The sequence below is a fragment of the Bacteroidales bacterium genome, assembly GCA_031276035.1.
Lineage (GTDB): Bacteria > Bacteroidota > Bacteroidia > Bacteroidales > BM520 > RGIG7150.
Genome location: JAISNV010000010.1, coordinates 18,533 through 41,735 on the forward strand (window position 1 = coordinate 18,533; position 23,203 = coordinate 41,735).

The 23,203-nt window shown below is 33.4% G+C and carries 18 protein-coding genes and 1 tRNA gene; 5 read left to right on the plus strand and 14 right to left on the minus strand.

Features of this window, described 5'->3' with window-relative positions:
• Positions 1-93: 93 nt before the first annotated feature.
• Positions 94-1,647, minus strand: a complete 1,554-nt coding sequence (locus tag LBP67_02220) for a T9SS type A sorting domain-containing protein (protein MDR2083796.1) — start codon at positions 1,645-1,647, stop codon at positions 94-96.
• Positions 1,648-1,735: 88 nt separating this feature from the next.
• Positions 1,736-2,152 carry a hypothetical protein gene (locus tag LBP67_02225; GenBank protein ID MDR2083797.1) on the minus strand — a complete coding sequence of 139 codons (417 nt, stop codon included), beginning with the start codon at positions 2,150-2,152 and terminating at the stop codon, positions 1,736-1,738.
• A gap of 264 nt (positions 2,153-2,416) precedes the next feature.
• Here LBP67_02225 and LBP67_02230 point away from each other — a divergent pair.
• The 3 genes from LBP67_02230 (at position 2,417) to LBP67_02240 (ending at position 3,741) form a co-directional block, all read left to right on the plus strand.
• Positions 2,417-2,489, plus strand: a tRNA-Gln gene (locus LBP67_02230).
• Between the two features lie 56 nt (positions 2,490-2,545).
• Entirely contained in the window at positions 2,546-3,100 is a 555-nt protein-coding gene (locus LBP67_02235; GenBank protein ID MDR2083798.1) for an IPExxxVDY family protein, read from the plus strand.
• A gap of 2 nt (positions 3,101-3,102) precedes the next feature.
• On the plus strand, positions 3,103-3,741 hold the full coding sequence (locus LBP67_02240; GenBank protein MDR2083799.1) for a ribonuclease H family protein: 639 nt from the start codon (positions 3,103-3,105) through the stop codon (positions 3,739-3,741).
• Positions 3,742-3,777: 36 nt separating this feature from the next.
• Here the strand turns inward: LBP67_02240 and LBP67_02245 are convergent, their stop codons facing one another.
• The gene (locus tag LBP67_02245; protein ID MDR2083800.1) at positions 3,778-5,223 is read right to left on the minus strand and encodes a mechanosensitive ion channel family protein; all 1,446 of its coding nucleotides are present in this window, start codon (positions 5,221-5,223) and stop codon (positions 3,778-3,780) included.
• A 292-nt stretch (positions 5,224-5,515) separates the two neighbouring features.
• Here LBP67_02245 and LBP67_02250 point away from each other — a divergent pair, with 292 nt between their 5' ends.
• On the plus strand, positions 5,516-6,124 hold the full coding sequence (locus LBP67_02250) for a DedA family protein (protein MDR2083801.1): 609 nt from the start codon (positions 5,516-5,518) through the stop codon (positions 6,122-6,124).
• Between the two features lie 457 nt (positions 6,125-6,581).
• On the opposite strand, the gene LBP67_02255 is transcribed toward LBP67_02250, so the two are convergent.
• The 11 genes from LBP67_02255 to LBP67_02305 form a co-directional block, all read right to left on the minus strand.
• Complete coding sequence (locus tag LBP67_02255; protein MDR2083802.1) at positions 6,582-8,279, minus strand: acyl-CoA dehydrogenase family protein; 1,698 nt, start codon at positions 8,277-8,279, stop codon at positions 6,582-6,584.
• A 44-nt stretch (positions 8,280-8,323) separates the two neighbouring features.
• On the minus strand, positions 8,324-9,346 hold the full coding sequence (locus LBP67_02260) for an electron transfer flavoprotein subunit alpha/FixB family protein (GenBank protein MDR2083803.1): 1,023 nt from the start codon (positions 9,344-9,346) through the stop codon (positions 8,324-8,326).
• An 11-nt stretch (positions 9,347-9,357) separates the two neighbouring features.
• Positions 9,358-10,230, minus strand: coding sequence for an electron transfer flavoprotein subunit beta/FixA family protein (locus LBP67_02265; protein MDR2083804.1), 873 nt, complete (start codon positions 10,228-10,230; stop codon positions 9,358-9,360).
• Positions 10,231-10,497: 267 nt separating this feature from the next.
• Positions 10,498-10,950, minus strand: a complete 453-nt coding sequence (locus tag LBP67_02270; GenBank protein ID MDR2083805.1) for a V-type ATP synthase subunit K — start codon at positions 10,948-10,950, stop codon at positions 10,498-10,500.
• 31 nt (positions 10,951-10,981) lie between these two features.
• The gene (locus tag LBP67_02275) at positions 10,982-12,787 is read right to left on the minus strand and encodes an ATPase (GenBank protein ID MDR2083806.1); all 1,806 of its coding nucleotides are present in this window, start codon (positions 12,785-12,787) and stop codon (positions 10,982-10,984) included.
• Between the two features lie 8 nt (positions 12,788-12,795).
• The gene (locus LBP67_02280) at positions 12,796-13,401 is read right to left on the minus strand and encodes a V-type ATP synthase subunit D (GenBank protein ID MDR2083807.1); all 606 of its coding nucleotides are present in this window, start codon (positions 13,399-13,401) and stop codon (positions 12,796-12,798) included.
• Positions 13,402-13,403: 2 nt separating this feature from the next.
• A complete protein-coding gene (locus LBP67_02285) occupies positions 13,404-14,723 on the minus strand; it encodes a V-type ATP synthase subunit B (GenBank protein MDR2083808.1) in 1,320 nt (439 codons plus the stop codon).
• Positions 14,713-16,491: a V-type ATP synthase subunit A gene (locus LBP67_02290; protein MDR2083809.1), complete on the minus strand. Its 1,779-nt coding sequence runs from the start codon at positions 16,489-16,491 to the stop codon at positions 14,713-14,715. The genes LBP67_02285 and LBP67_02290 overlap by 11 nt, the downstream gene beginning before the upstream one ends.
• 10 nt (positions 16,492-16,501) lie before the next feature.
• A complete protein-coding gene (locus LBP67_02295) occupies positions 16,502-17,317 on the minus strand; it encodes a DUF2764 domain-containing protein (protein MDR2083810.1) in 816 nt (271 codons plus the stop codon).
• 8 nt (positions 17,318-17,325) lie between these two features.
• On the minus strand, positions 17,326-17,928 hold the full coding sequence (locus LBP67_02300; protein MDR2083811.1) for a V-type ATP synthase subunit E: 603 nt from the start codon (positions 17,926-17,928) through the stop codon (positions 17,326-17,328).
• 361 nt (positions 17,929-18,289) lie between these two features.
• Complete coding sequence (locus LBP67_02305; protein MDR2083812.1) at positions 18,290-21,481, minus strand: UvrD-helicase domain-containing protein; 3,192 nt, start codon at positions 21,479-21,481, stop codon at positions 18,290-18,292.
• A gap of 178 nt (positions 21,482-21,659) precedes the next feature.
• Here LBP67_02305 and LBP67_02310 point away from each other — a divergent pair, with 178 nt between their 5' ends.
• The gene (locus LBP67_02310; GenBank protein MDR2083813.1) at positions 21,660-23,180 is read left to right on the plus strand and encodes a T9SS type A sorting domain-containing protein; all 1,521 of its coding nucleotides are present in this window, start codon (positions 21,660-21,662) and stop codon (positions 23,178-23,180) included.
• Positions 23,181-23,203 lie beyond the last annotated feature (23 nt).

Here is a 23,203-nt window from a genome sequence, read left to right on the forward strand (position 1 = left end):
AATAAATAGTTGAAGAGTATAAAGTTTTTTAACAAGTTATATATTGGTTTTTACATTATAGAAATGCTTCCTTCAATAATTATTGGATTACATTTATTCAACAACTAATTTTACATTCTGGATATTTTTTTCAAATATTGCTTGAATAGTATAAATACCTTTTGGTAAACCTGTATTAAAAGTAACTTGGTTTGTTGCAGGGAATAGTTTATTTACTAATTTTCCGGTGGTACTGAAAATATTTAATTGTTTTATTTCTGCCGATGCCGAGATATTTACAATACCGGAAGTAGGATTAGGTGCGATAATTAAAGTCTGTTTTGGACTTTGCGGATATTCCGGAATAGATGCATAATATGCAAAATCGGTAAATTTTTCTCCAAAGTAAAATGCGGAATCAATTATGCCATTATCATTTAAATTAATAATATATTGCATATATCCGGTTTTTCCATATATTTCATCGTAGGTAAACTTGTTATGTATTGCGCTGAGTCCTATTAATTCAGGATCTTCATCTTCATTGGGTAATGAATAATATTCATTTCTCCATTCAATATAATCATCGTATTCATTGTAGTAATTTCCTGTTACATCTAATATATATAACTGCCCGTCTATTAGTTGATACTGGGCATCGCTATTAGATAAAGTACCGTTAATATCCCACAGTTTCTGATAAAATGCTATATCGGATATATAATATGAATTTATTTTTGTGCGTTTATATGGCGTAATCAATTCCCTTCCGATAATTACTTCCCTTCCGAACATAAAGCCGTTCCATTCTGTCCATGTAATATCATAGTCTATTCTTGTTCGTTTCCAATTATCATCTTTTTTAGTGTAATAATTTGCTTGTGTATATCGCCCTTGTTCGTCATTGGTAAAGCCGACTTTTGATATACATTTATAACCATCGCCATAGTTATAATTTCTGTATAACGAATCAACATAACCTTTATCATTATATGTTATTGAGTCGTAAATGTATATATATAATGCCCAAGTATTATCTTCTCCGCCTGTGTATTCTTCCAAACGGTTATTAAATTGAACTAAAGTGTCATGATATCCGAATTTAATCCTATGATAATTAATCCATTGTTTGTTTAAACCATCCCAGTATTGTGTAATTATTTCATAAAACAATGAGTCATTATCAAAATGGTCAAAATAGTGGTATGAGTGTATTACCCTTTTATCCAATATATAAGAATCGTTCGAACTTTTTCGGTAGTTGTAAACCGTATCATATAGGTCTTTTCCTTTAGAATATGGAGTCTGGTTCATAACTATAACCGTAGAGTCATACAAATTTTGATTATTACACACAGAAATTTTTTTGTCTAAAAAACCGTCTTCCCCTATTTCAAAATATAAATATCCTGCAATTTCTGTTTCGGATTGAAAATAAAATTCTCCTTTTTTAGGATACCATCCATTACTCGTTTTTAAATAAGATTTGTTGAGCGGCATTAATATCTCTTTTTCATGAGTTGTGTTAAAATCTTTGCTTGCTATTACTTGTGGAAGAAAATAATTAATTTTTCTATGACTCATAGCGTTGTCAAATAATTCTTGCGCTTGTAAACAAATACAAGAGAAAATAAAGATGATTGTAATATAATTTTTTTTTGAAATCATGATAATAGATTTTTGAATGATTATTAAAAATATAAAGAACGTAATGTGTGCAAAAAATCGAAAATACTTTTTGCACACAATTTTATGTTTAATAAATTATTCCGTCCGAATCTCTATACCACCATTTTGTAGCGGGCAAATCATCCGGACAAATTATAGTGAATTTAAAACCCGGGAAGATATTACTTGCTCCGCAGACTCCATCATTAAAATCTACAATAACCTGAGTATGTGTTACCTGTTGGTATTGTTGATCGGTTCCGGGAAAAGGAAATGGAAGAAATGTTGGTAAGGATGAACTAAATACTATTATCCATCTTTGTATACTCTCTCCTGTGCTAAGATGCCATATAATTGTTGTAGTGGCTTTTATATCACAAATTGATGTATATTTTGGAATATTTGGAAATGTTTCAAATATAATAGATGTATTTTGGGAAAATGCACCTGTTGATAGATAAATTAATCCTATCAATATTATTAATTTGGAGAATCTTTTTTTCATATTATTTAAATTTTTATTATTTATTAATATAAATTTCAGATCACAGTAACAGATGAAAGTGTGTTAGGATATTGGTCTTCATTACTGTGATCCCATTATTTCCAAATTTGTCTTACATAAAAACCATACATTGTGTAAAATAGTTGGCCACATGTGTATAAATGTAATATTTCTGCAAATGTAATAATAAAAAATCTATAAAAAAAATCATAAAAAGTTTTGTGATTAAAAAAAATATGTTACTTTTGCAACGCAAAATTGAGGTGTCCGATGGTGTAATTGGCAACACGTCTGATTTTGGTTCAGAAGAGTCTAGGTTCGATTCCTAGTCGGACAACTAAACCTCCCGGAGATTGGGAGGTTTTTTTGTATAATCTAAATTCAACACCACTAATGACTTCCATAAAAAAACATAAACTAAGAAAAATCAATTGCGATTACTCAATATGTTCCATTATAGGTATAAAATCACTTATGGAAGATTATAGATTAGCTTATTTTCTGAATAATGTTTTAAACCTTGATCTTGTTCGTATTGATGATTTCGTTTTGTTTATGGAATCAAAAAAGGATAATATTGAACAATCATTTGAACTTTTCGAAACTCAGGATTTACAAGATGATAGCAGTTCTTTTCCGGCATATTATTACGAGGATGATTTGTATAAATTGATTTTCTTAATGTTAAAAAATAATTCTAAAGGAAATTTTTTAATTAAGGATAAAAATAATGCGGATTATTTGTTTATTCTTTTTAATAACTATGACTTTCCTTTAGAAAAATTCTTTAACGAAATTAATAAAATCCAAGGTGTGACTGCTTCTTATAAAATTGAATATAGAGATAGTTATGGCGAATTACTTGAGGAAATCGAAGAACATTTAATTGGTCTTAATGATGATGATCCAATAAGTAATGAAGAGGAAGACTTAGTAAATGTTAATTAATTATGGCAAAAAGAATAAAATATTATGTAGTTTGGGAAGGAAATCAAACAGGAATCTTTGATAATTGGGAGGAATGTAAATCTTCTGTGGAGAATTATTACGGAGCTAAATATAAATCTTTTGAAACATTAGAAGCAGCAACTTTAGCATTTCGCGAATGTCCGGAGAATTATATCGGAAAGAAAACAGAAATTACAAATAATAAAGGTTTTATGAATATGCTTGATGGAAATAGACCGATATTACCCAGTATTTGTGTTGATGCCGCATGTTCGAAAAATCCGGGTATTATGGAATTTCAAGGAGTTGAAACAGAAACTGGAGCCTTGTTTTTCAAAAAAGGTCCTTATGAGGAAGGTACAAATAATATTGGAGAGTTTCTTGCCATTGCTTGGGCTTTGGCTTTGTTAAAAAAGAGCAACTGTAAATGGCCGGTTTATTCGGATTCTTATAATGCTATTAAATGGATAAAAGAGAAAAAGATTAATACAAAATTAGAACGTTCCGAGAAGAATGCTAAACTGTTTGAGATTGTTGACAGAGCTATATCTTGGTTGAAAAATAATGAATATCCGAATCCGGTTTTAAAATGGGATACGGAAAATTGGGGCGAGATTCCGGCTGATTTTGGAAGAAAATAAAGTCTTGACGAAGTAGATAAATATTACATTATCAAATCAATTTCCGTCATTTTCTTTATTCATCTGTTCTTCAGCATCCTCAAACTGAGCGGGTATAGGCGATTCAACTTCATGTTCAGTATCCGATAAGCTGCTGTCATCAATGTCCAAAACCTGAGCTTTTACAACATTCTTTTTATTTGCTTCCTTTTCTTTATCTGCTTTTTCTTGAGACATTTTCATACTAAATAATTCTTTAGTTCTGTAGTCGTTCCAAGAAGGTCTTTGATAAACATGCAGGTCAAAATATTCAATACTTGCCAAAATATGATCGAAGATATCGGATTGAATATTTTCGTAAGCAACCCATTGGGCGGTGCTTGTAAATACATAAATTTCTATTGGAATACCCATATCTGTAGGTTGTAATTGTCGTATCAGGAATGTTGATGTCGTATGATCAATCATAGGATGATTTTCAAGATAATGAACGATATATGCACGAAAAATTCCCAGATTTGTTTGGTGGCGGCCGTTTAAAGAAATGCTTTCATCAATCTGGTTTTTCTTATTATAATCCACAATTTCTTTATCTTTTGAATCTAAATAATTTTTAATATTTTGAATCTTATTAAGCCTTTTCAATAAATCTTTATCAACAAATTTAACACTGGTCATGTCAATATATACAGACCTTTTAATACGTCTTCTGCCGGATTCCGACATTGCGCGCCAATTCTTTACCGAATTGGTTATTAATGCGTAAGTAGGAATTGTTGTGACGGTATTATCCCAGTTTCTGACTTTAACGGTAACAAGCGAAATATCAATTACATTACCGTCGGCACCATATTGCGGCATCTCAATCCAATCACCAAGTAATACCATTCTGTTGTTCGCCAACTGAATACTTCCCACAAATCCAAGAATAGTGTCTTTAAAGACCAGCATTAACACTGCTGAGGCGCCTCCTAACCAACCTACAACAGTTCCGGTTTTTAGATTAAACAATATGGTAATAATGATAATAACACTTATTATGGTCAGTATCATTTTTGTTGCCTGCAGCAAACTTTTAATTGAACGGCCTTCCTTGAATTTTTTTGAATAAACTATATTCCACACGTTTAGAAGCGATGAAATAATCCCGAGAAATATTATAACATAAAATACATCAACAATTCTGTTAATAAAATCAAGTTGCAGATTGTGTGATTCTATCAAAACATTAACGCAATTATCTATTATTCCTAAAGGAATTAAATAAGATAATTGGTTGAAAAATTTACCGCTATATAATTCATCATCAAACTTATTTTTACTTCTCTTAATAAGTTTTACACCTAACTTTCTAAAAATAAAGAGCGTTAAAAAATAAATAAGTATAGCAACAATTATAACAATTAATAATGTTGCCCATGCTGCATAATTATCAATATGTTGTTCTTTAAAGTGTAAATTTGTGAACCATCTTTTTAATAATTCTTCGAACTTGAGTATCATAATAAATAATTTAATATTGACTTTGCAAAAGTAAGCATTTTTATAAATAGAAAAAAGGACTATCTTTGCAATTCTGTTCTTTTAAATCAATCTAATATTAAATAACGCTTTAATGAAGAAATTTATCTTAATTGCAATATCTTCTGTATTTTTAATTTCGATTTTATATAATCCTATAAAAGCTTTATCACAAACCGAAGTAAACCCTGATAATATCGAAATTCAACAAGAAATTGCTCCCGATGAAACGGAAAATGATTCAAAATTTTATACTAAGATTATTGATTGGTACATGGATAATTTGAATTATTTTACCTTAACTGTTTTAATGACAATAGAAAGTTCTTTCATTCCTTTTCCATCCGAAGTTGTTGTTCCGCCTGCTGCATGGAAAGCTGCGCAAGGCGAAATGAATATTTTTCTTGTAGTATTCTTCGCAACCTTAGGAGCATTAATCGGAGCGTTAATTAATTATTATTTAGGTCTATCTCTTGGAAGGTTGATAATTTACAAATTAGCCGACACTCGTTTGGCGCATTTTTTTCTCATTGATAGATCTAAGATAGAAAAGGCCGAACAATATTTTGTAAAACACGGCAAATCATCTACTTTAGTCGGACGATTAGTGCCGGGTATCAGACAGCTTATATCTGTTCCTGCCGGAATGGCAAAAATGAAACTCGGATCATTCATTTTATTCACTTGTATTGGAGCGGGAATATGGAATATAATCTTAGCCATAATAGGATATTTTCTATACTCTCAGAAGGAATTGCTACATAAATATTATAATGAATTATCTATTGCTTTGATAGTTTTGGGATGTTTGTTTGTTATTTATTTGGTTTATAACGGATTGAAGAAAAAGAAAACCGTTACAAATGACAACGTCGAAAATTAAAAATATTTAATATTTTCAATTTTCTTTTTAAGGCTTATCCGCATCGTAACAAATTAATTATACAAAATAACAGACAAGGTTTGCTATACCGCCAATAAATCATTTATTGCAAATTGATATTCCTATTATGTGCAAGTTGAATCTCAGGATGACAATGCACCGGTTGAAAATCACCCCTTTAGAATTTGTATGGAAACACAAAACCAATTTCACATATAAAATATGTATCGGCTGCGACTGCAATTTCAGTGTAAACTACTATTTTCCGGAGAGAAAATAAGTTATTGATAAGATTACTCTTTGATTTTATAAAGATTTTATAAAAAGAACAGATTGATGTGACAATGATAATTAAAATGTGTTTATGATAATAATGTATTGGAATTAAGTATTGTGAATTGAATTATAGCATAAAAATTCAACTAATTCCACATCATCACATCAATCAATTATAACATTAACGATATAAATCCAAGTCATCAACTTTAAAGTCGGCAATAAATTTTGCCTTGCCGTTGTTTTGCTCTTCAATCATTTTAATGAAAACCTTTGCTATATTAACAAAGTACTCATTGCGAGCCGCGTCGAAGATGAGAAGATATCCCATAATAATATTTCCGGCCATTTCAACCATCCTTCTGCCTAAGAAATCCCACGATTCCGTATTGTTCAAAGCTTGAGCAGTTTCAACACTCTTAACATATTGCTCAGTCATTGCAATTAATTTATCGCGAAGCGAAGAAAACTCGGTAGGAATTTCTCTTGCATCATATTCCTTAATCATGTTAAGGAGCAATCCGTTTCCTACTCCACGAATAGCCGCAACAACTTGCAACTGCGAAGTTCCTTCATAAATGGTGGTAATACGGGCATCCCTGTAAATTCTTTCAACAGGAAAGTCTTTCATAAAACCTGTTCCGCCGAAAACCTGAATAGCATCGTATGCATTCTGATTGCTGTATTCACTCGACATCAATTTGAGGATAGGAGTGAGGATATCGGATTTTTTATTGTAAGATCTTTGTATATTACGTTCTTCGGGTTCAAGTTTGCGTTCTTCTTCGATGGCATTGTAACATTTGTAAATGTCAACGGCACGCGCAGTTTCGTACAATAAGGTACGTGAGGCCTCTGTTTTAGCTTGCATGATAGACAACATTTCATAAACAGCAGGGAACTGAATAATAGCTTTGCCGAACTGTTCGCGTTCATGAGCATATTTTAAAGCTTCGCGATATGCCGCTTCGCAAATACCAACCGATTGTGCACCAACACCAAGACGAGCGCCGTTCATCAATGACATAACGTATTTGATGAGACCCATCTTTCTGTCGCCGAGCAATTCTGCCGGAGCATTTGTGAAAACCAACTCGCAAGTAGGAGAGCCCTTAATCCCGAGTTTGTTCTCAATTCTTCTTATTTTTACTGCATTGCTATTTCTGTCGTAAATGAAAAGAGATAAGCCGCGGGCATCTTTTGTACCTTCTTCCGAACGGGCAAGAACAAGGGCAATATGAGCGTCTCCGTTTGTAATAAAACGTTTTACTCCATTTAAAATCCATTCGCCTTTTTCGTTCTGAGTAGCTTTAAGTTGAACGGCTTGTAGGTCGGAACCGGCATCGGGCTCGGTTAAATCCATCGCCATTGTTTCACCTGCACAAACTCTCGGAATAAATCTTTCCTTTTGATCTTCGTTACCGAACTCAATAATAGTTTCGGCACAGTCTTGAAGTCCCCATATGTTTGAGAAACCGGCATCCGCACGAGAAACAAGTTCGGCCGCCATAACATAAGGTACAAAACTGAAATTCAGTCCGCCGTATTTTCTGGGTAAAGAGATACCAAGCATTCCGGCATCATTAAGTTTTTTTAAGCTGTCGGCGGTTCCTTTTGCATAATGTACTTCATTATCTATAAGTTGCGGTCCGTCATGATCGTTAGCCTCAGCTGTAGGAGCCAATGTTTCGGCACAAATTTCACCGATAATTTCCACAACCTTATCATAGCTGTCCATTGCATCTTCAAAATCGATGGGAGCAAAATCAAATTTATCTTTTTCGACGTAATTGTTTTCTTTAAGATCAACAATACGCTTCATTTCAGGATTATTTAAATGATGTTTTAAACTCGGATTATCCGAATAATAATTTTCCATGATCTTTTTATTAAATTATTTCAAAAACACTTTCTTACAGTAAGTTATTTACTATTTTTTCTATAAAAGTTCAACATTTTCGGCAGAACTTCCATAACATTTCCGATAATTACATAATCGGCAATTGCATTGATAGGAGCTTCGGGATCTGTATTGATGGAAATAATTTTTGAGGATTGATCCATTCCGGCTCTATGTTGTACGGCGCCTGAGATACCGCAGGCAATGTAAAGTTTGGGACGAACGGTAACACCGGTTTGCCCGACCTGACGTTCGTGCGGTGCAAATCCTGCATCAACCGCAGCTCTGGTAGCACCTACTTCAGCACCGATTGCATCGGCAAATTCGTAAAGAGCATTAAAATTTTCTTTACTTCCAATACCGTAACCGCCAGCAACAATGATTTGTGCACCTTTAATATTGACTTTCTGTGCTTCAATTTGACGATCTATTATTTCTACGACGAAATCGGTATCGACAAAATATTTTTTTATATCTAAAGTTATAACTTTACCTTTATAACTGGTTGCTACAATTTCCTTTTTCATAACGCCTTCGCGAACAGTTGCCATTTGAGGGCGGGTTTTAGGATTGATAATTGTTGCAATTATATTTCCACCAAAAGCCGGGCGAATTTGATAGAGAAGCTTATCATATTTTTGTCCCGATTTATTGTCTTCATAAGAACCGATTTCAAGACTTGTACAGTCGGCAGTTAATCCGCAACGAAGTGCGGAAGCTACTCTCGGTGCAAGATCTCTTCCAACGGATGTAGCTCCGAAAAGAGCTATTTCCGGTTCAATTTCTTTAAAAAGATTGATAACAATATTTGAATGCGGTAATGTACTGAAAGGAAAAAGACGTTTGTCCTCAGCAATATAAATATTATCAACGCCGAAAGGAAAAACTTCTTTTTCAATTTCTTTTAAATTATTACCGATTATTACTGCATCTAATTGAGTATTAATTTCATTTGCCAACTTACGGCCCTTACTGAGAAGTTCAAGGCTAACATCTGCCACATGACCTTCTTCTGTTATTTCGCAATATACAATTACATTCTTCATAATCAAAATTTTTAGCCGATCACATGACTTGCGATCAATTCTTTCATTAATAAATCAATATCTTTATCCGATGACGATAAAATCGAAGCATCTTTATGTGTAAGAACAACGTTTTCGATATTTTTAACTTTAGTAGGAGATCCGCCTAAGCCTAAAAGTTTCTCATCAGCATCAAGGTTTGCAACAGTCCATTCCGAAATACAAAGGTAAGGACGAGTATCACGCATCAAAGTATAGTCACTGTCTTCATTCTGGAATTCGGTAACTGTTTTGGCATGTTTATATTTCATAGTAAGTTTGGCATTACGCGGTCTGCATTCGGGTGCGGAACTATGAACAGTTATTAATACCGGCAAGCTTGATTTTACAGTTTCCGTACCGCCTTCAAGGCGGCGTTTTATTGTAAGACTACTTTTATTTATGTCCAATAATTCTTCTGCGTAAGTAATTTGAGGGATATTAAGCTTTTCTGCCGTCTGAGGGCCAACTTGGGCGGTATCGCCGTCTATAGCTTGACGTCCTGCTATGATTACATCACAAGGAAATAATTTTTTTACAGCAAGAGATAAAGCGTAAGAAGTTGCCAGTGTATCTGAGCCGGCGAATTTACCGTCTGTGAGCAGGTAACCTGCGTCTGCGCCTCTGTACATAGCTTCTCTTATTATTTCCGATGCTCTGGCAGGACCCATAGTCACAATAATGACTTCGGCATCTTTCATTTTGTCTTTCATTTGTAGTGCCATTTCGAGAGCATTGAGATCCTCCGGATTGAATATCGCGGGAAGCGCGGCTCTGTTAACCGTTCCGTCGGCTTTCATTGCATCTTTACCGACGTTACGTGTATCGGGCACTTGTTTTGCTAGAACTACAATTCTAAAACTCATAAATATTAAAATTTAAAATTTGGTTGCAAAGATACACAGATTTTATGAAAATGTGCAAAAATAAATAATATTTGATAATTGATAGTTGATAATGAGTTGATTATTGTGTTGTGATATGTATCACTTCAACGAAAAAAATCAATAAAATATATTGATAGTAATTTTTACGGTAAATTTATCTTAACACAAAAAAGACGCAGTAGTACTGCGTCTTAAGATTATTACATATTTTTTCATAATCAATTGTCAGTCATCAATTGATTGAGTTTAAGCTCCTATTAAACCTCTGATTAAAAATACAGCGGCTAATGAAACTATAGCATAAAGTTCAGGGAATACCGCTAAGATAAGAGTTTTACCGAATACGTCATATCCGGCGCCTATACCTGCAACTCCATTAGCACAAAGTTGACCCTGACGGATAGCTGAAAATAGAGCAACGAGACCTAAAGCCATACCGGCTCCAAAAATTCCGGCAGCTGCTCCCCAAGATATGGTAGGAACTAAAGCTCCTTGTAAAAGGAAAAAGCCTAAAAATCCATATAAACCTTGTGTGCCGGGAAGAGCACTTAAAACAAGATAATTACCGAATGCATCGGGATTTTTCTTCATAGCTCCCACAGCTGCATTTCCTGCGTAGGTTACTCCGTAAGCACTGCCGATTCCGGACAAAGCTAACATCAACCCGATTCCAATGTAAGCGAAAACAATTGGTTCCATAAATTTACTATTTTAATTTGTTAATAATTTTTTATTTATTTTTATCTGCAAAAGGCGAATATTTTTTGCCGCCGCCTGTAAATCCGGCATTTTTATAAAATTCTACAAAGGTTAAACGCATAGGATGTACGAACGCGGATAAACCAGACATAAATATATTCATGCCATGACCAATAAGTAAGATTATTATCATGACAATTTGTTTTACTATAATAATATCAGGACTAAGATTAATAGCTAAATCGTTGAAAACGAAACCCATCACAGCGCCACAGATTCCTAATGCGAATAATCGTATATAGGATAGTACGTCACCGAGAATCCCTGTTACCATATTATATGTATCCCATAATCCGGCGCCAACGTTTATAAAAACATTGCGTTTTAAATTGTTGAGTACAAATATTAAAACAAAACTGATTGCTCCGAATACTATGTACATTATTTTTGCAACTCCGGCTGTAACAATTCCTTGACTTGATAGTAGGAATGTTCCTCCCATTCCCAAAATCAAAGTCAACCATCCGAGAGTGGAAAACATGCCGCCGTAATTTTTATGTTTAATCATATTAACTACCTTTAAGCACATTCCAAAGAGAATCTGCACAACCCCAATTATTAATGCATTGTAAAATAATTGATTTTGATCCAGCATTATTTTCTTTAAATTCGTCATCCAGGGCCAGTCGACATTGAGAAGTTCGATTCCGAAGAATGTTCCGCTAATCGTACCGAATATTATTGTAGCAATGCCCAACCAAAATGTTAACTTGAATATGTTTTTCATTTTTGGTATGAACTTTATTGCGAATAATGAGGCAACCGCCATGAGAACTCCGTAACCGGCATCACCTAAACATAAGCCGAAAAAGAGCATATAGAAAGGAGCGAAAAATGGTGTTAAATCCAATTCGCCATATTCCGGTAAAGTATAAAGCTCACCAATAGGTTCAAACAATCTTGCAATTTTATTGTTTTTGAGAAGAATAGGAACTTTTTCTCCTACTTCCGCTTCGCGTGATGTGTAAAGAATATCGCCGTTGGTAAGTGCTTCGAGTAAAGGAGTTTCCTTTTCTTCCGGAACCCAGCATTCAATAAGTTTAACCTTATCACCTGCAATATCTTCGGTTTCTAATCTTACCTTAGAGAAATCAAAATCGGTTTGATTGTGTTTAGCCTCTTTTTCTAAAGTTAACAAATATTCCTTAACATACTCATCAGTAGTAATTAGAATTTTATCTAAATCCTTTTCTAATTTTTCCTGTTCCGAATACAAATCACTAAGTCTTTCATTAGGTAATTTTACCGTATCGGCCTCGATATTAACATGTTTTTCTTTTGTTACCGTGATGAAATAATATTGAGAAGACGATTCACTTATTATCAAAGCGTTGTATTCATCTTGCCACTCTTTTAAGAAATTCCTTTCAGGGCATGTGAAGAAATTAATGTAATATCCGTTTTCAGCTAATTGCTTAATCCGTTTGAAGTCGAAATCGCCCCAAGGTGTTAGTGCAACTATATCTTTTTTGATAGTTGCCAATCTATGTTTGATAGCTTCTTCGTGCTTTTTAATTTCTTCATATTTTATAAGAGCTTCATTAGAAATATTTTCCTGAGCCGGAGAAAGATCGGTAATTTCCCTTGTTTTGGCAAATTGCTTCAAAAACTTAATATATGAAGTGTATTTTTTCATCAACGATAATTTATCGTCGAGTTTTTCATTTATAACGGTAAAATCTTCTTTTTCAATTATATGTGCCACACCGATTTCATATAGTTTATTTATGAAATTTTCGTAGTCTTTATGATATAAAAGAAAAGAATATTTTTTCATTGGGAGAATCATTCTATTACCTCCTTTCTTTGTTGTTGCTTGTTCTTAACGATTTTTTGAGATGATTTGGAAAGATTTTCTTCATCTTCAAGAAAACGTTTGATTTTCAATATGGCACTCTCGAAACCGGGAATTTGAACTTTCTCATAAAGATTAACTTTCTGAGTAGTTTTTTTTCTTGCATGCTCGAGCATTTCCATTTTTCTGTTTGCAACTTCAGCTTCGATGGCCGTTCTTGCAATATCTTTTAAAATTTCAATGCCGTCGAGATACCAGGCAGGTTTATCAAAAATAACAAAGTCTTTTACATTAAAAATTATTTCATTGAGAACGGGAGTGTTAACACCGGCAATCTTTTTGATACTCAGTCTAACATCATCAATACTCAATAAAGAATTATCGAATTCTACCCACAAACTTGAAATTTCCGAATATGAATCTATTTTTATGTTATATTCGTTATTTAATGCATTGACTATGTCTTTCGTTTTTTTAACTTCCATACGAAGAGCCGATTCTTTATTTTTAATGGTAGGCAAAGTTCGTACTCTGACACTCAATTGTTTGTTGAGGTCTTGCATGGATGTTTTATTATATTGAAATTTTATAGCCATGATTAATTGTGCCAGTATTTATCTATAAGCTCTTGTTTAATAGCTACTTCAGACTTGGTGAAATGTTTAGCGAAAAGCTCCCAAGCCGTATCGAGCATTTTGGTTATATCGATGTTGACGTCTATAGCAAGTAATTTTTCGGAATAGTCTAAAGCGAAGGCAATAGTTCTTTCGTCGTAATCACTCAAATCGAAACCGTTTTCAAGTTTTGTTTTAGCGTTTGCGGCATCGGCATAAAGACGTACTGCAGTATTCATAACCTGAGGATGATCTTCGCGGGTTTGTTTTCCGATAACCAATTGTTTCAAACGCGATAAACTTCTGAATGGATCAACGATAACTTTACCTATATCCGAATCTCTTCTGAGGAAAAGCTGTCCTTCGGTAATATAACCTGTATTATCGGGAATAGCGTGAGTTATGTCGCCGCCGCTCAATGTTGTAACGGCAATAATTGTGATTGATCCGCCTTCGGGAAACTGAACCGCTTTTTCGTAAATCTTTGCCAAATCCGAATATAAAGAACCCGGCATACTATCTTTCGACGGAATCTGATCCATACGATTGGAAACTATACTCAAAGCATCGGCATAAAGTGTCATATCCGTTAATAGTACCAGAACTTTCTGATTATGCTCATAAGCGAAATATTCCGCAGTTGTAAGAGCCATATCCGGGATAAGAAGTCGTTCTACCGGAGGATTTTCAGTTGTGTTAACAAAACTTATGATCCTGTCTAAAGCGCCGGCGTTATCGAAAGTATTTTTATAATAAAGATAATCGTCGTGAGTAAGACCCATTCCGCCGAGAATAATTTTGTCGGCTTCGGCTCTAAGAGCAACAGTAGCCATTACTTCGTTATACGGTTGATCGGGATCTGCGAAAAACGGAATTTTCTGTCCAGAAACTATTGTGTTATTTAGGTCAATCCCTGCAATACCGGTAGCAATAAGTTTTGACGGCTGTTGTCTTCTGACCGGGTTAACCGAAGGTCCGCCGATTTCTCTTTCGTCGCCTTCAACTTCCGGACCACCGTCTATAGGATCGCCGTATGCATTGAAGAATCTTCCGGAGAGAGCGTTTCCGACTTTAACTGTTGGTGGTTTTCCTAAAAATACAACTTCGGCATTTGTAGGAATTCCTTCGGTGCCGGCAAATACTTGTAAAGTAACTTCATCGCCTTGTATTTTTACTACTTGAGCTTTTCTGCCGGCAACAACTGCCATTTCATCATAGCCTACGCCTGTAGCTCTTAAAGTACAAGTTGCTTTAGTAATCTGTGTTATTTTCGTATAAATACGTTGAAAAGCTTTAGTCGTCATGCCTTACGCTCCTTTCTTTTAAGATATGTTCAATTTCTGTAACATATTTATTAAAATCATTCGATTTGTATTCGGAATAGTTCATTTGTTTAAATGCATTGATAATGCGTTTGAAATAAGGATTAACTTCTTCGAAAGAGTCAAATTCGAAATCGGAATCACAAATTTTCAAAATATAAGTCAATAAAAAGTCTTGTCTTTCAAGAGGAGTATTTGCATCGATTTTATCGAAAGCATCTTGCTGCAAAATAACAAAGTCTATAAGTTCGGCTTTCCAGAAACGGAGATGATAATCCAAAGGAACTCCGTCGTCGCCGAGAATATTAATTTGTTCCTGCGCTTCTTTACCTCTTAATATTAAATTTTTAGATTTGGCAATTTGAGCTACCCAATGAGGCGAAACTTCTTTTGCAAGATATTTCTCCACCTGATCGTATTCAAGATATTTTGAATATGAATCAATAGGGTCAACTGCGGGATAACGTTTTTTATCGGCTCTGTCTTGGGAAAGAGCGTAAAAACATCTTGCAACTTTCTTTGTTGACTCCGTAACGGGTTCTTTAAGGTTACCGCCGGCAGGAGAAACAGTTCCGAGGAATGTGACTGAGCCTGTAGCGCCGTTGTTAAGATTAACAAAACCTGCTCGTGCGTAGAAGTTTGAAATAATTGACGACAAATCGACGGGGAAAGCATCTTGTCCGGGAAGTTCCTCCAATCTGTTTGACATTTCGCGGAGAGCTTGCGCCCAGCGGGAAGTAGAGTCGGCGAGGAGTAAAACTTTTAATCCCATGCTTCTGTAGTACTCGGCAATAGTCATTCCGGTATAAACCGAAGCTTCACGGGCAGCAACAGGCATATTAGAAGTATTACAAATAATTGTAGTACGGTCATTTAAAGTTCTTCCGGTTCGCGGGTCAATAAGCCGTGGGAATTCGGTAAATATTTCCACAACCTCATTAGCACGTTCACCACAAGCAGTCATGATAATGATATCGGCATCCGCTTGTTTTGCAATAGCATGTTGAAGAACTGTTTTTCCCGAACCGAAAGGACCCGGAATAAATCCGGTTCCGCCTTCTGCAATTGGAAACATAGTATCAAAAATTCTGACACCGGTTTTAAGAATTGTTGAAGGCATCGGTTTATCTTTGTAAGCTCTGATGGGTTTTTTTATAGCCCATTTTTGGATCATTGTTAATTTTATTTCATGACCTTTTGCATCAATTATTGTTGCAATATGGTCTTTGATTGTGTATTCACCTGCGGGAACAACTTCCTTAACAGTATATTCGCCTTCAAATGAAAAAGGAACCATTATTTTGTGGTCTATCCAATTTTCTTTAACATTGCCTATCCAGCTGCCGGCAACAACCGTGTCGTTTGGTTTGGCGATAGGCTCGAATTCCCATTTTTTATCTTCATCAAGAGGGAAAGTATATTCTCCTCTTTTCAGGAAAGTGGAATCCATTTTTTCAAGGTCATTTTGAAGTCCGTCGTAGTTTTTAGATAGGATTCCGGGACCAAGAGTAACTTCGAGCATATGTTGCATAAACACAACTTTTGCACCGACTTTGAGTCCGCGGGTACTTTCAAAAACCTGGATATAAGCCGTATCTCCTATGATTTTGATGACTTCTGCCATGAGCTCGCTGTTATCGATCTTTACGTAGCAGATTTCGTTTTGGGAAACAGGACCATCAACTTTAACCGTAACAAGATTGGAAATTACACCCACAACTTGCCCTGTAGTTTTATTTATATTATCCATAATTGAATTTTTATATTTCTTTTTTAGAACTTGATTTGATATCTTCGAGAAGTTGTCTGAAAAGTCTTTTACCGTTTTCAGGATCAGCATTGATCCATCTGTCAATGATTCTGAGTTTTAATAGCATGCTTATTACAACTTCAAAAGAAAAGTATTCGAAAGTCATTTTTTCGTCAATCCAATCCCATCTAAATCGGTCTAAAGCTTCTTCTCGTTTTAAGATATTCTCTATTTCAAAAATATTCAAGATATTATTAACCGATGGCCAATCTACGGTTAAGCCGAAATCTTTAGCACCGCTTTTGGCGACAGCCTGAATATTTTCGTCGGTTAAGATCAACTGTTCTTCCGCAAGGAAGCCGTATTTACGTGAATTGTATGCAGTTACTACAGTGTTTGTCATAAATTCGAAATGAAACCAATTGCGTAGAAAATCATTTTTAATATTAAACAAATATTCGTAGTACAGAGTAGTAAGGCGGTGTTCCCAAAAGATTACGGAGTCTTTATTATCCGAAACCAGATATTCCGAAATAAATTGAATCAAATAAGGATTTAATCCTTCGGGTTCTTTCAATGCTTGGATCAATTCATCCTTTTTATAAACGCCCAAATCATTAAAAGTATCATCATCCTTATTAAAAATAAGCTTAAGAAGATTTTCATTATCATATTTCAGATAAAGATTCTGAATAATATCGAAATCTTCCGGAGCCAATTCTTCTTGCAGGTATGTTTTAAACTCATCCTGTTTGAACACAAGTTTCTTGTGATCAAAAGCGATTTCTGGCATTCCTGCAATTAGATAATAATAACTTTTACTCATAAGAGATATTATTTAAATAAAAGTTCAAAAGTTCTCGGACGAATGTAATTTTTAATGAACTCATTAAAGCTTTCTTCCGAAAAACTGATTTTATATCCTTCAGCTTTAGATAGAATTGTAAAACCATCGGTAACATCTTTAGAAGGAATGAATTTAATTTTATTTTCGGTCAATTCCGAAAATTTTTCCTTAAAGAAAGATTCTAATTTTGCTGATTCCGGATAAAGTAATTCGAAGTTGGAATTTTCCGATTTGATATCCCAGTTTTTGAGCATTATGGTGATCATTTCCTTAATAAAATTTTCATCTTTGAATGTTTTAGAAAGCGGAGCATCCAGTGCTTCGGCCAACATAATGTCTGTAATGCTTTGTTTGATAGCGCTAATAGATTGCTTAGCTGTCATCTCGAGTTCGGAGCTAACTTTTTTCTTAAGTTCTTCCGAGTCGTTTTCGGCTTTAGAAATAATTTCCTCAGATTTCTTTTTGGCATCGTGTAAAATACAATCTGCTTTAGACTTTGCTTCCGCGATAATTAAATCAGCCTCATTATTAACTTTTTCAATACCTTCCTCATAAATTCGGTCGGTAAGTTTTTTCAATGTATCTTCCATATATTAGAAGTATTTAGTTAAAAAAATATTTGATTCATATTGTTTTCTTTCAAAATGAAAGGAATGAATTGCAAAATTAAATATTTTACTATGATGTTAACAACATAAAAAAAGTTAAATAAATGAGTGGTTGATTTTAGCGTGTTTTGTTTTGATAATTAGATTGTTGATGGTCACAATCCGATTATGTGTAATTAGATGCTGAATTGTTAATCTGAGAATTAGAATTTTATTGGATAAAATCAATTTTCAGGTTTTTGAATTCTTTTATAATGATGGCTATGAAAATTTTTGAATTCGACACATAATTTGGTGTTTTAGGATAAAGAAGATTTTTTTTTGTTAAATCTTGAACCTAAAACTAACATGTAATCAATTTCACAGCATCATATTTACAATAAATAATATATCCGTTAACTTTGTTAATTCCCATGCTCCGAAGAATATCACAATAGTTTTTTATTTGCTTAATATCTTTTGAGTTTTCCTTACCGGTTTTAAAATCAATTATATTATAAACATCGTTCTTAATAGTAATACGGTCGGCTCTGAAAAAATTACTTTCAAAATTCATCATTTCTTTTTCAATATAAACTTTATTATAGTCGAAAAGTAATTCGTTAATAGCATTATCTTCAATAATCATATTAAAAATATGGCGAATCCGCTCTTTTTCAATATTATTAATTGGTTCATTACTTTCAAGCAGATACATTGCTTTATCAATATCCTTTGCCGTCATTAAATATGAAATTCCGGCATGAAATTTCTTTCCCCATTCAATCTCTTCTGAAGTATATTCATAATCATCGTTGATATTATAATTTCTGAGAGATGAAGCTATTTTTAGTCTTGTTCTCCAATTGTGATATATACTTTCCAAGTTTACAGACTCCTGTAAAACACTTTCATCTTTCATATTTTTGCTTAAAGTGCCGAATGATACGATATTATTCTCAATTTTATTAGGATTTAGATAGTTGCAATTATCACTGTCGATAAAATTACAAATCAATCTGTTTGCTCTGAAATCTTCACCTGAAGAATTATCTCTCTTGGTTATCACATATAATTGATCTTTCGCACGTGTTAGAGCCACATATAGTAAATTAATTTTATCTAAATTCTGACTTTCTTTTTCCTCTTGATATTCTTCTGTGTATGAACTTTTCTCAAGCTCTTTTGAATACTTAATTATGTATGAATCAAGTTCTTTATATTTAGTTTTATTATTAACATATAAATACTTGCTTTGATTGTTTTGAATTTTATAGTCGACAAAAGCGCAGATAACAACAGGAAATTCTAATCCCTTGCTTTTGTGTATTGTGAGAATATTAACGGCTTCATTTCCTTCTATAGATGAAATGTAGGTTTTTTCACCTTTGCTTTTAAACCATTCCGGAAACTCGGCTAAAGTCAACTTCGGATTTTCTTGAAATATATTTAAAAATCTTTGGATGAAAATATCGTTGTTGTTCAGTTTGAAAAGATCAATCAAATGTTCACAAACTTCGTAAACTGTATATAATGATAGCTTTTCTATGTCTAAATTGATATTTAATTTTTTACATACATTGGTAAATGATTGAATTCTGGACGAAGTTTTTTCTATAGACTTGGAAAGTGATTCATAGGTTTTGTTATATTTATCTTGTTCACTTAAAAATTTAATGCAAATATTCAGGTCGATATCATTGCTTTGTTTTGTAAGCATATTGATTATTGAACTGATAAAAATAATTTTTGGCGACGAAATAATCGACAGAGAATCCGGTGAAACAACATCAATACCTTTTTCGAGTAAAAAACTTCCGATTTGTTGTCCTTGTTCCGATTTGTAACTCAGGATCGCAATATCGCTGTAATCATAATTATATTCATCATGAAGTTTTTTGATTATTTCGTAAGTTTTATAAATGTTGAATTCTTTGTACTCAATGTCCGTATCTTCTTCATAAGTAATTACTTCAACATATCCGTCGAAATTATTATTAGCTTTCTGAATAAAAAGATCATTTGCATAAATGTTTTTGTATGCCGGATCGGAAATATATGTATTGTTTTCAGAGAAATATTTAAATAGCTGATTGTTAAAATTGACTATAGTTTTTGCAGATCTGAAATTTTGATCTAAATTGATCCGACTGATGTTTCTTTCGAAGGAATTTTCTCTCGCTGAGGTAATCTCTTTCGGACTTACCGATTTATAAATATTTGGTAAAGATGTAAATTGACGAACTTCGCCATTTCGCCAGATATATATCGCCTGTTTTCCGTCGCCGACAATAAGGTTATTGTAATTATTGGATAATGAATTGTCTATTAAAGGAATAACGTTCTGCCATTGCAGTATTGATGTATCTTGAAATTCATCAATCATTAAGTAATTATACTTTTCTCCTATGCGTTCGTAAATGAAAGGCGCTTCTGATTGTGCAACTATATCACTGATTTTTGTATTGAATTCTGATATAGGCAGAATATTCTGCTCGGATTTTATTAGATCTATTTCTTTGGCGATTTCATTGAGTAGGGCGTAAGTATAAATATTATCCAAGATTATTTTATAATCAATATATTCTTTGTACAGCTCTTGTGTTTTGTTGAAATTTTCGAATAACAAAGGTTTTATGCTCAATACATTCGGATTTGCATTTTTTTTATTTGCTATCCATTTACTATCGTCATGATAATTATTTATACTATCACTTACATATTTACCTACTGTTAGCTCATCAAAATTGTCTAAAATCTTTCCGAAATAACTGAAAATACCCTTTGAACCCTGATAAAAATCGTTGCTCTCCAGTCCGGCTTGATTAATCGCATTGATTGAATCCTGAGCAATTCCTTTTATTTCTTTTTCCAATGAATTTTTTATTGTATGAAGTTCACTAATAATCTTTTTGAAAAAAGGAATATCAAAACTTAGAAAGTTATTTTTTTCTATTAATGATTTTATTTTTTCATTTGACAGTACTTCACCTAATTCTATTATTGGCCTTTCAAAATCTTTTGTAGATTCATTCTCATGCAGATGATCGATGTAATTAATTAAAAATTCGGTTAGTTCCCGATCATTTCCGGCTCCTGCTATCATATTTGCAACAGCTTCTTTGATAAGCTTCTTAAAATCCAATTCAATATTAAATCCCGAAGCAATATTCATTTCGTGAGAGAAGGCCCTGATAATTTTATGAGAAAAACTATCTATTGTCGATACGGAAAATTCGGAATAATTATGCAGAATTTTTGATAAGCATGTTTTAGCTAAAACAGGGAATTTATCTTCGGCAATATTTGGTAAAGCCTTTTTAATTTCAGGCAACATATTTTTATTAATACTGCTATTCGGGTATTTATCCGGTTCAGAAATTTGCTCTAATGCGTCAACAATACGTTCTTTCATTTCGGCAGCGGCTTTGTGGGTAAAAGTAATTGCCAGAATATGCTTGTAATTATCTGTGTTTTTGAATAATAGGATTAAATATTCTTTTACGAGAGTATAAGTTTTTCCTGAACCCGCCGACGCATTAATGATCTTAAACATAATTTTAAACTTAGAAAGTATTTGCAAAGGTAAAAAATAAGTGCAATAGATATTTCACATTTTAGGGCAGGAATCTATTTTATTCAATTTCTCACAGGAAAAGATATATTAAGCGAAAAAATATTAAAATAATAATTATTTTTTTATCTTTGTCAGGTGCTTAAAAACAAACACTACTATGAAACAAACATTACTTTTCTTGACTATTTTTTTATCATTAAACAGTATATCTCTTTCCCAAAACCGTATTCTTACACGAGGAGCCGAGCCGGGTGAGTTATATCTTTCCGGGATATGGTATGGTATAGGAGATGATCCTGTGTATGAAACACTCCGGGATGCGGTTTATCACATAACTGAAAACGGCAAGAAAATAAGCATACAATATGATGTTGATTATTTTATAGATAACTATACCGAACCCGGTTCAGTAATGCAGCCGGAATATTTTATGGCTGATGCTACTACTGGTGTACTGTATAACAAACGCGTTTACAGCAAAAACAGTTATTCTTATACCCAACTCTGGGTAAGTTTCGATTATGGGAAAAATTGGACATTTAGAGAGGAGTTGAGTTTTGCTATGTATTATTCCGGAATCTTTACACATGATAACCAGTCTATTATGTATAGAGGTGGTGGCGGAATGTATTATAGTTTGGATTTTGGAGAAGAGTGGATGAAGATAGACAATACAGGGTATACTTTAGATGGAGATATTGGATACAGTGAGTGTGAATTTCTTGGATTAGACTTGAATACATTGCTTTATACACAAACATGCTACAATACGTATACTGAAACATTAATAGATGGTGAATATATGTATGGCAACGTTAACGGTACTTTTCCGGATGTTTACCGAGGCGGTAAGGAGGGAGAGGTTTATGTAAGTTCCTGGTTCCCGGATCAAACTTTTAAAATAGCTTTTAGCGCCGACACTGGATATACCTTTCGAACGGTTTATGTAAGCGATGTTTATACTCCTGGAGTTGATATTTATAAACCTGTTTTTATGTCGGATAGAGAATCCGGCGTTTTTTATATTCTCAGGCGCAATAAAATATATGACTATGATCCTTACGGGTGGCATTTAGAAGTGTGTGTGGATTATTACCGTGATTACGGCGAAACACTGGTAGCTTCGTATTGTCATGATCTTCCCAAAGATTACGGTGATATTTGCGAACCGGTCAATAATCTTGCATCTTATAAGCCGACTCATAATTCTGTTTTGCTCTCATGGGAAGAACCCGAATGCAGCCTTCCTGTTGCGGGCTATATTATTTACAGAAATGGTGAAGAGTTAAATGAAGAATTTATAGTCGATACTTTTTATTTAGATGAAAATCTTGATGTAGGCGATTATAACTATTATGTTGTTACACATTACACTAATGGCTGCATTTCGGAGATTTCAAATCAAGTAACAGAGATTATTGAGCTTGGAATCAAATATATTGAAGATAATATTATTGTTTTTCCAAATCCGACAACCGGAGAGTTAACAATTAAAAATGAAGAATTAAGAATTAAAAATATTTGTGTTTTTGATGTGTTTGGAAGACACGTTTATTTTCAACAACAAAATATTGAAAAAACAATAATAGTAGACATTTCGGATTTTAAAACAGGAATCTATTTTATTCAAATTCAAACTGAAAATGGTATTGTAAATAAGAAAATACTAAAAAAATAATTCTTAATTTTTAACTCTTAATT

Bases quoted from the DNA above. Each gene is read 5' to 3' on its own strand.
- LBP67_02220 (MDR2083796.1), bottom strand. From the start codon at position 1,647: ATGATTTCAAAAAAAAATTATATTACAATCATCTTTATTTTCTCTTGT.
- LBP67_02225 (MDR2083797.1), bottom strand. From the start codon at position 2,152: ATGAAAAAAAGATTCTCCAAATTAATAATATTGATAGGATTAATTTAT.
- LBP67_02235 (MDR2083798.1), top strand. From the start codon at position 2,546: ATGACTTCCATAAAAAAACATAAACTAAGAAAAATCAATTGCGATTAC.
- LBP67_02240 (MDR2083799.1), top strand. From the start codon at position 3,103: ATGGCAAAAAGAATAAAATATTATGTAGTTTGGGAAGGAAATCAAACA.
- LBP67_02245 (MDR2083800.1), bottom strand. From the start codon at position 5,223: ATGATACTCAAGTTCGAAGAATTATTAAAAAGATGGTTCACAAATTTA.
- LBP67_02250 (MDR2083801.1), top strand. From the start codon at position 5,516: ATGGATAATTTGAATTATTTTACCTTAACTGTTTTAATGACAATAGAA.
- LBP67_02255 (MDR2083802.1), bottom strand. From the start codon at position 8,279: ATGGAAAATTATTATTCGGATAATCCGAGTTTAAAACATCATTTAAAT.
- LBP67_02260 (MDR2083803.1), bottom strand. From the start codon at position 9,346: ATGAAGAATGTAATTGTATATTGCGAAATAACAGAAGAAGGTCATGTG.
- LBP67_02265 (MDR2083804.1), bottom strand. From the start codon at position 10,230: ATGAGTTTTAGAATTGTAGTTCTAGCAAAACAAGTGCCCGATACACGT.
- LBP67_02270 (MDR2083805.1), bottom strand. From the start codon at position 10,950: ATGGAACCAATTGTTTTCGCTTACATTGGAATCGGGTTGATGTTAGCT.
- LBP67_02275 (MDR2083806.1), bottom strand. From the start codon at position 12,787: ATGAAAAAATATTCTTTTCTTTTATATCATAAAGACTACGAAAATTTC.
- LBP67_02280 (MDR2083807.1), bottom strand. From the start codon at position 13,401: ATGGCTATAAAATTTCAATATAATAAAACATCCATGCAAGACCTCAAC.
- LBP67_02285 (MDR2083808.1), bottom strand. From the start codon at position 14,723: ATGACGACTAAAGCTTTTCAACGTATTTATACGAAAATAACACAGATT.
- LBP67_02290 (MDR2083809.1), bottom strand. From the start codon at position 16,491: ATGGATAATATAAATAAAACTACAGGGCAAGTTGTGGGTGTAATTTCC.
- LBP67_02295 (MDR2083810.1), bottom strand. From the start codon at position 17,317: ATGAGTAAAAGTTATTATTATCTAATTGCAGGAATGCCAGAAATCGCT.
- LBP67_02300 (MDR2083811.1), bottom strand. From the start codon at position 17,928: ATGGAAGATACATTGAAAAAACTTACCGACCGAATTTATGAGGAAGGT.
- LBP67_02305 (MDR2083812.1), bottom strand. From the start codon at position 21,481: ATGTTTAAGATCATTAATGCGTCGGCGGGTTCAGGAAAAACTTATACT.
- LBP67_02310 (MDR2083813.1), top strand. From the start codon at position 21,660: ATGAAACAAACATTACTTTTCTTGACTATTTTTTTATCATTAAACAGT.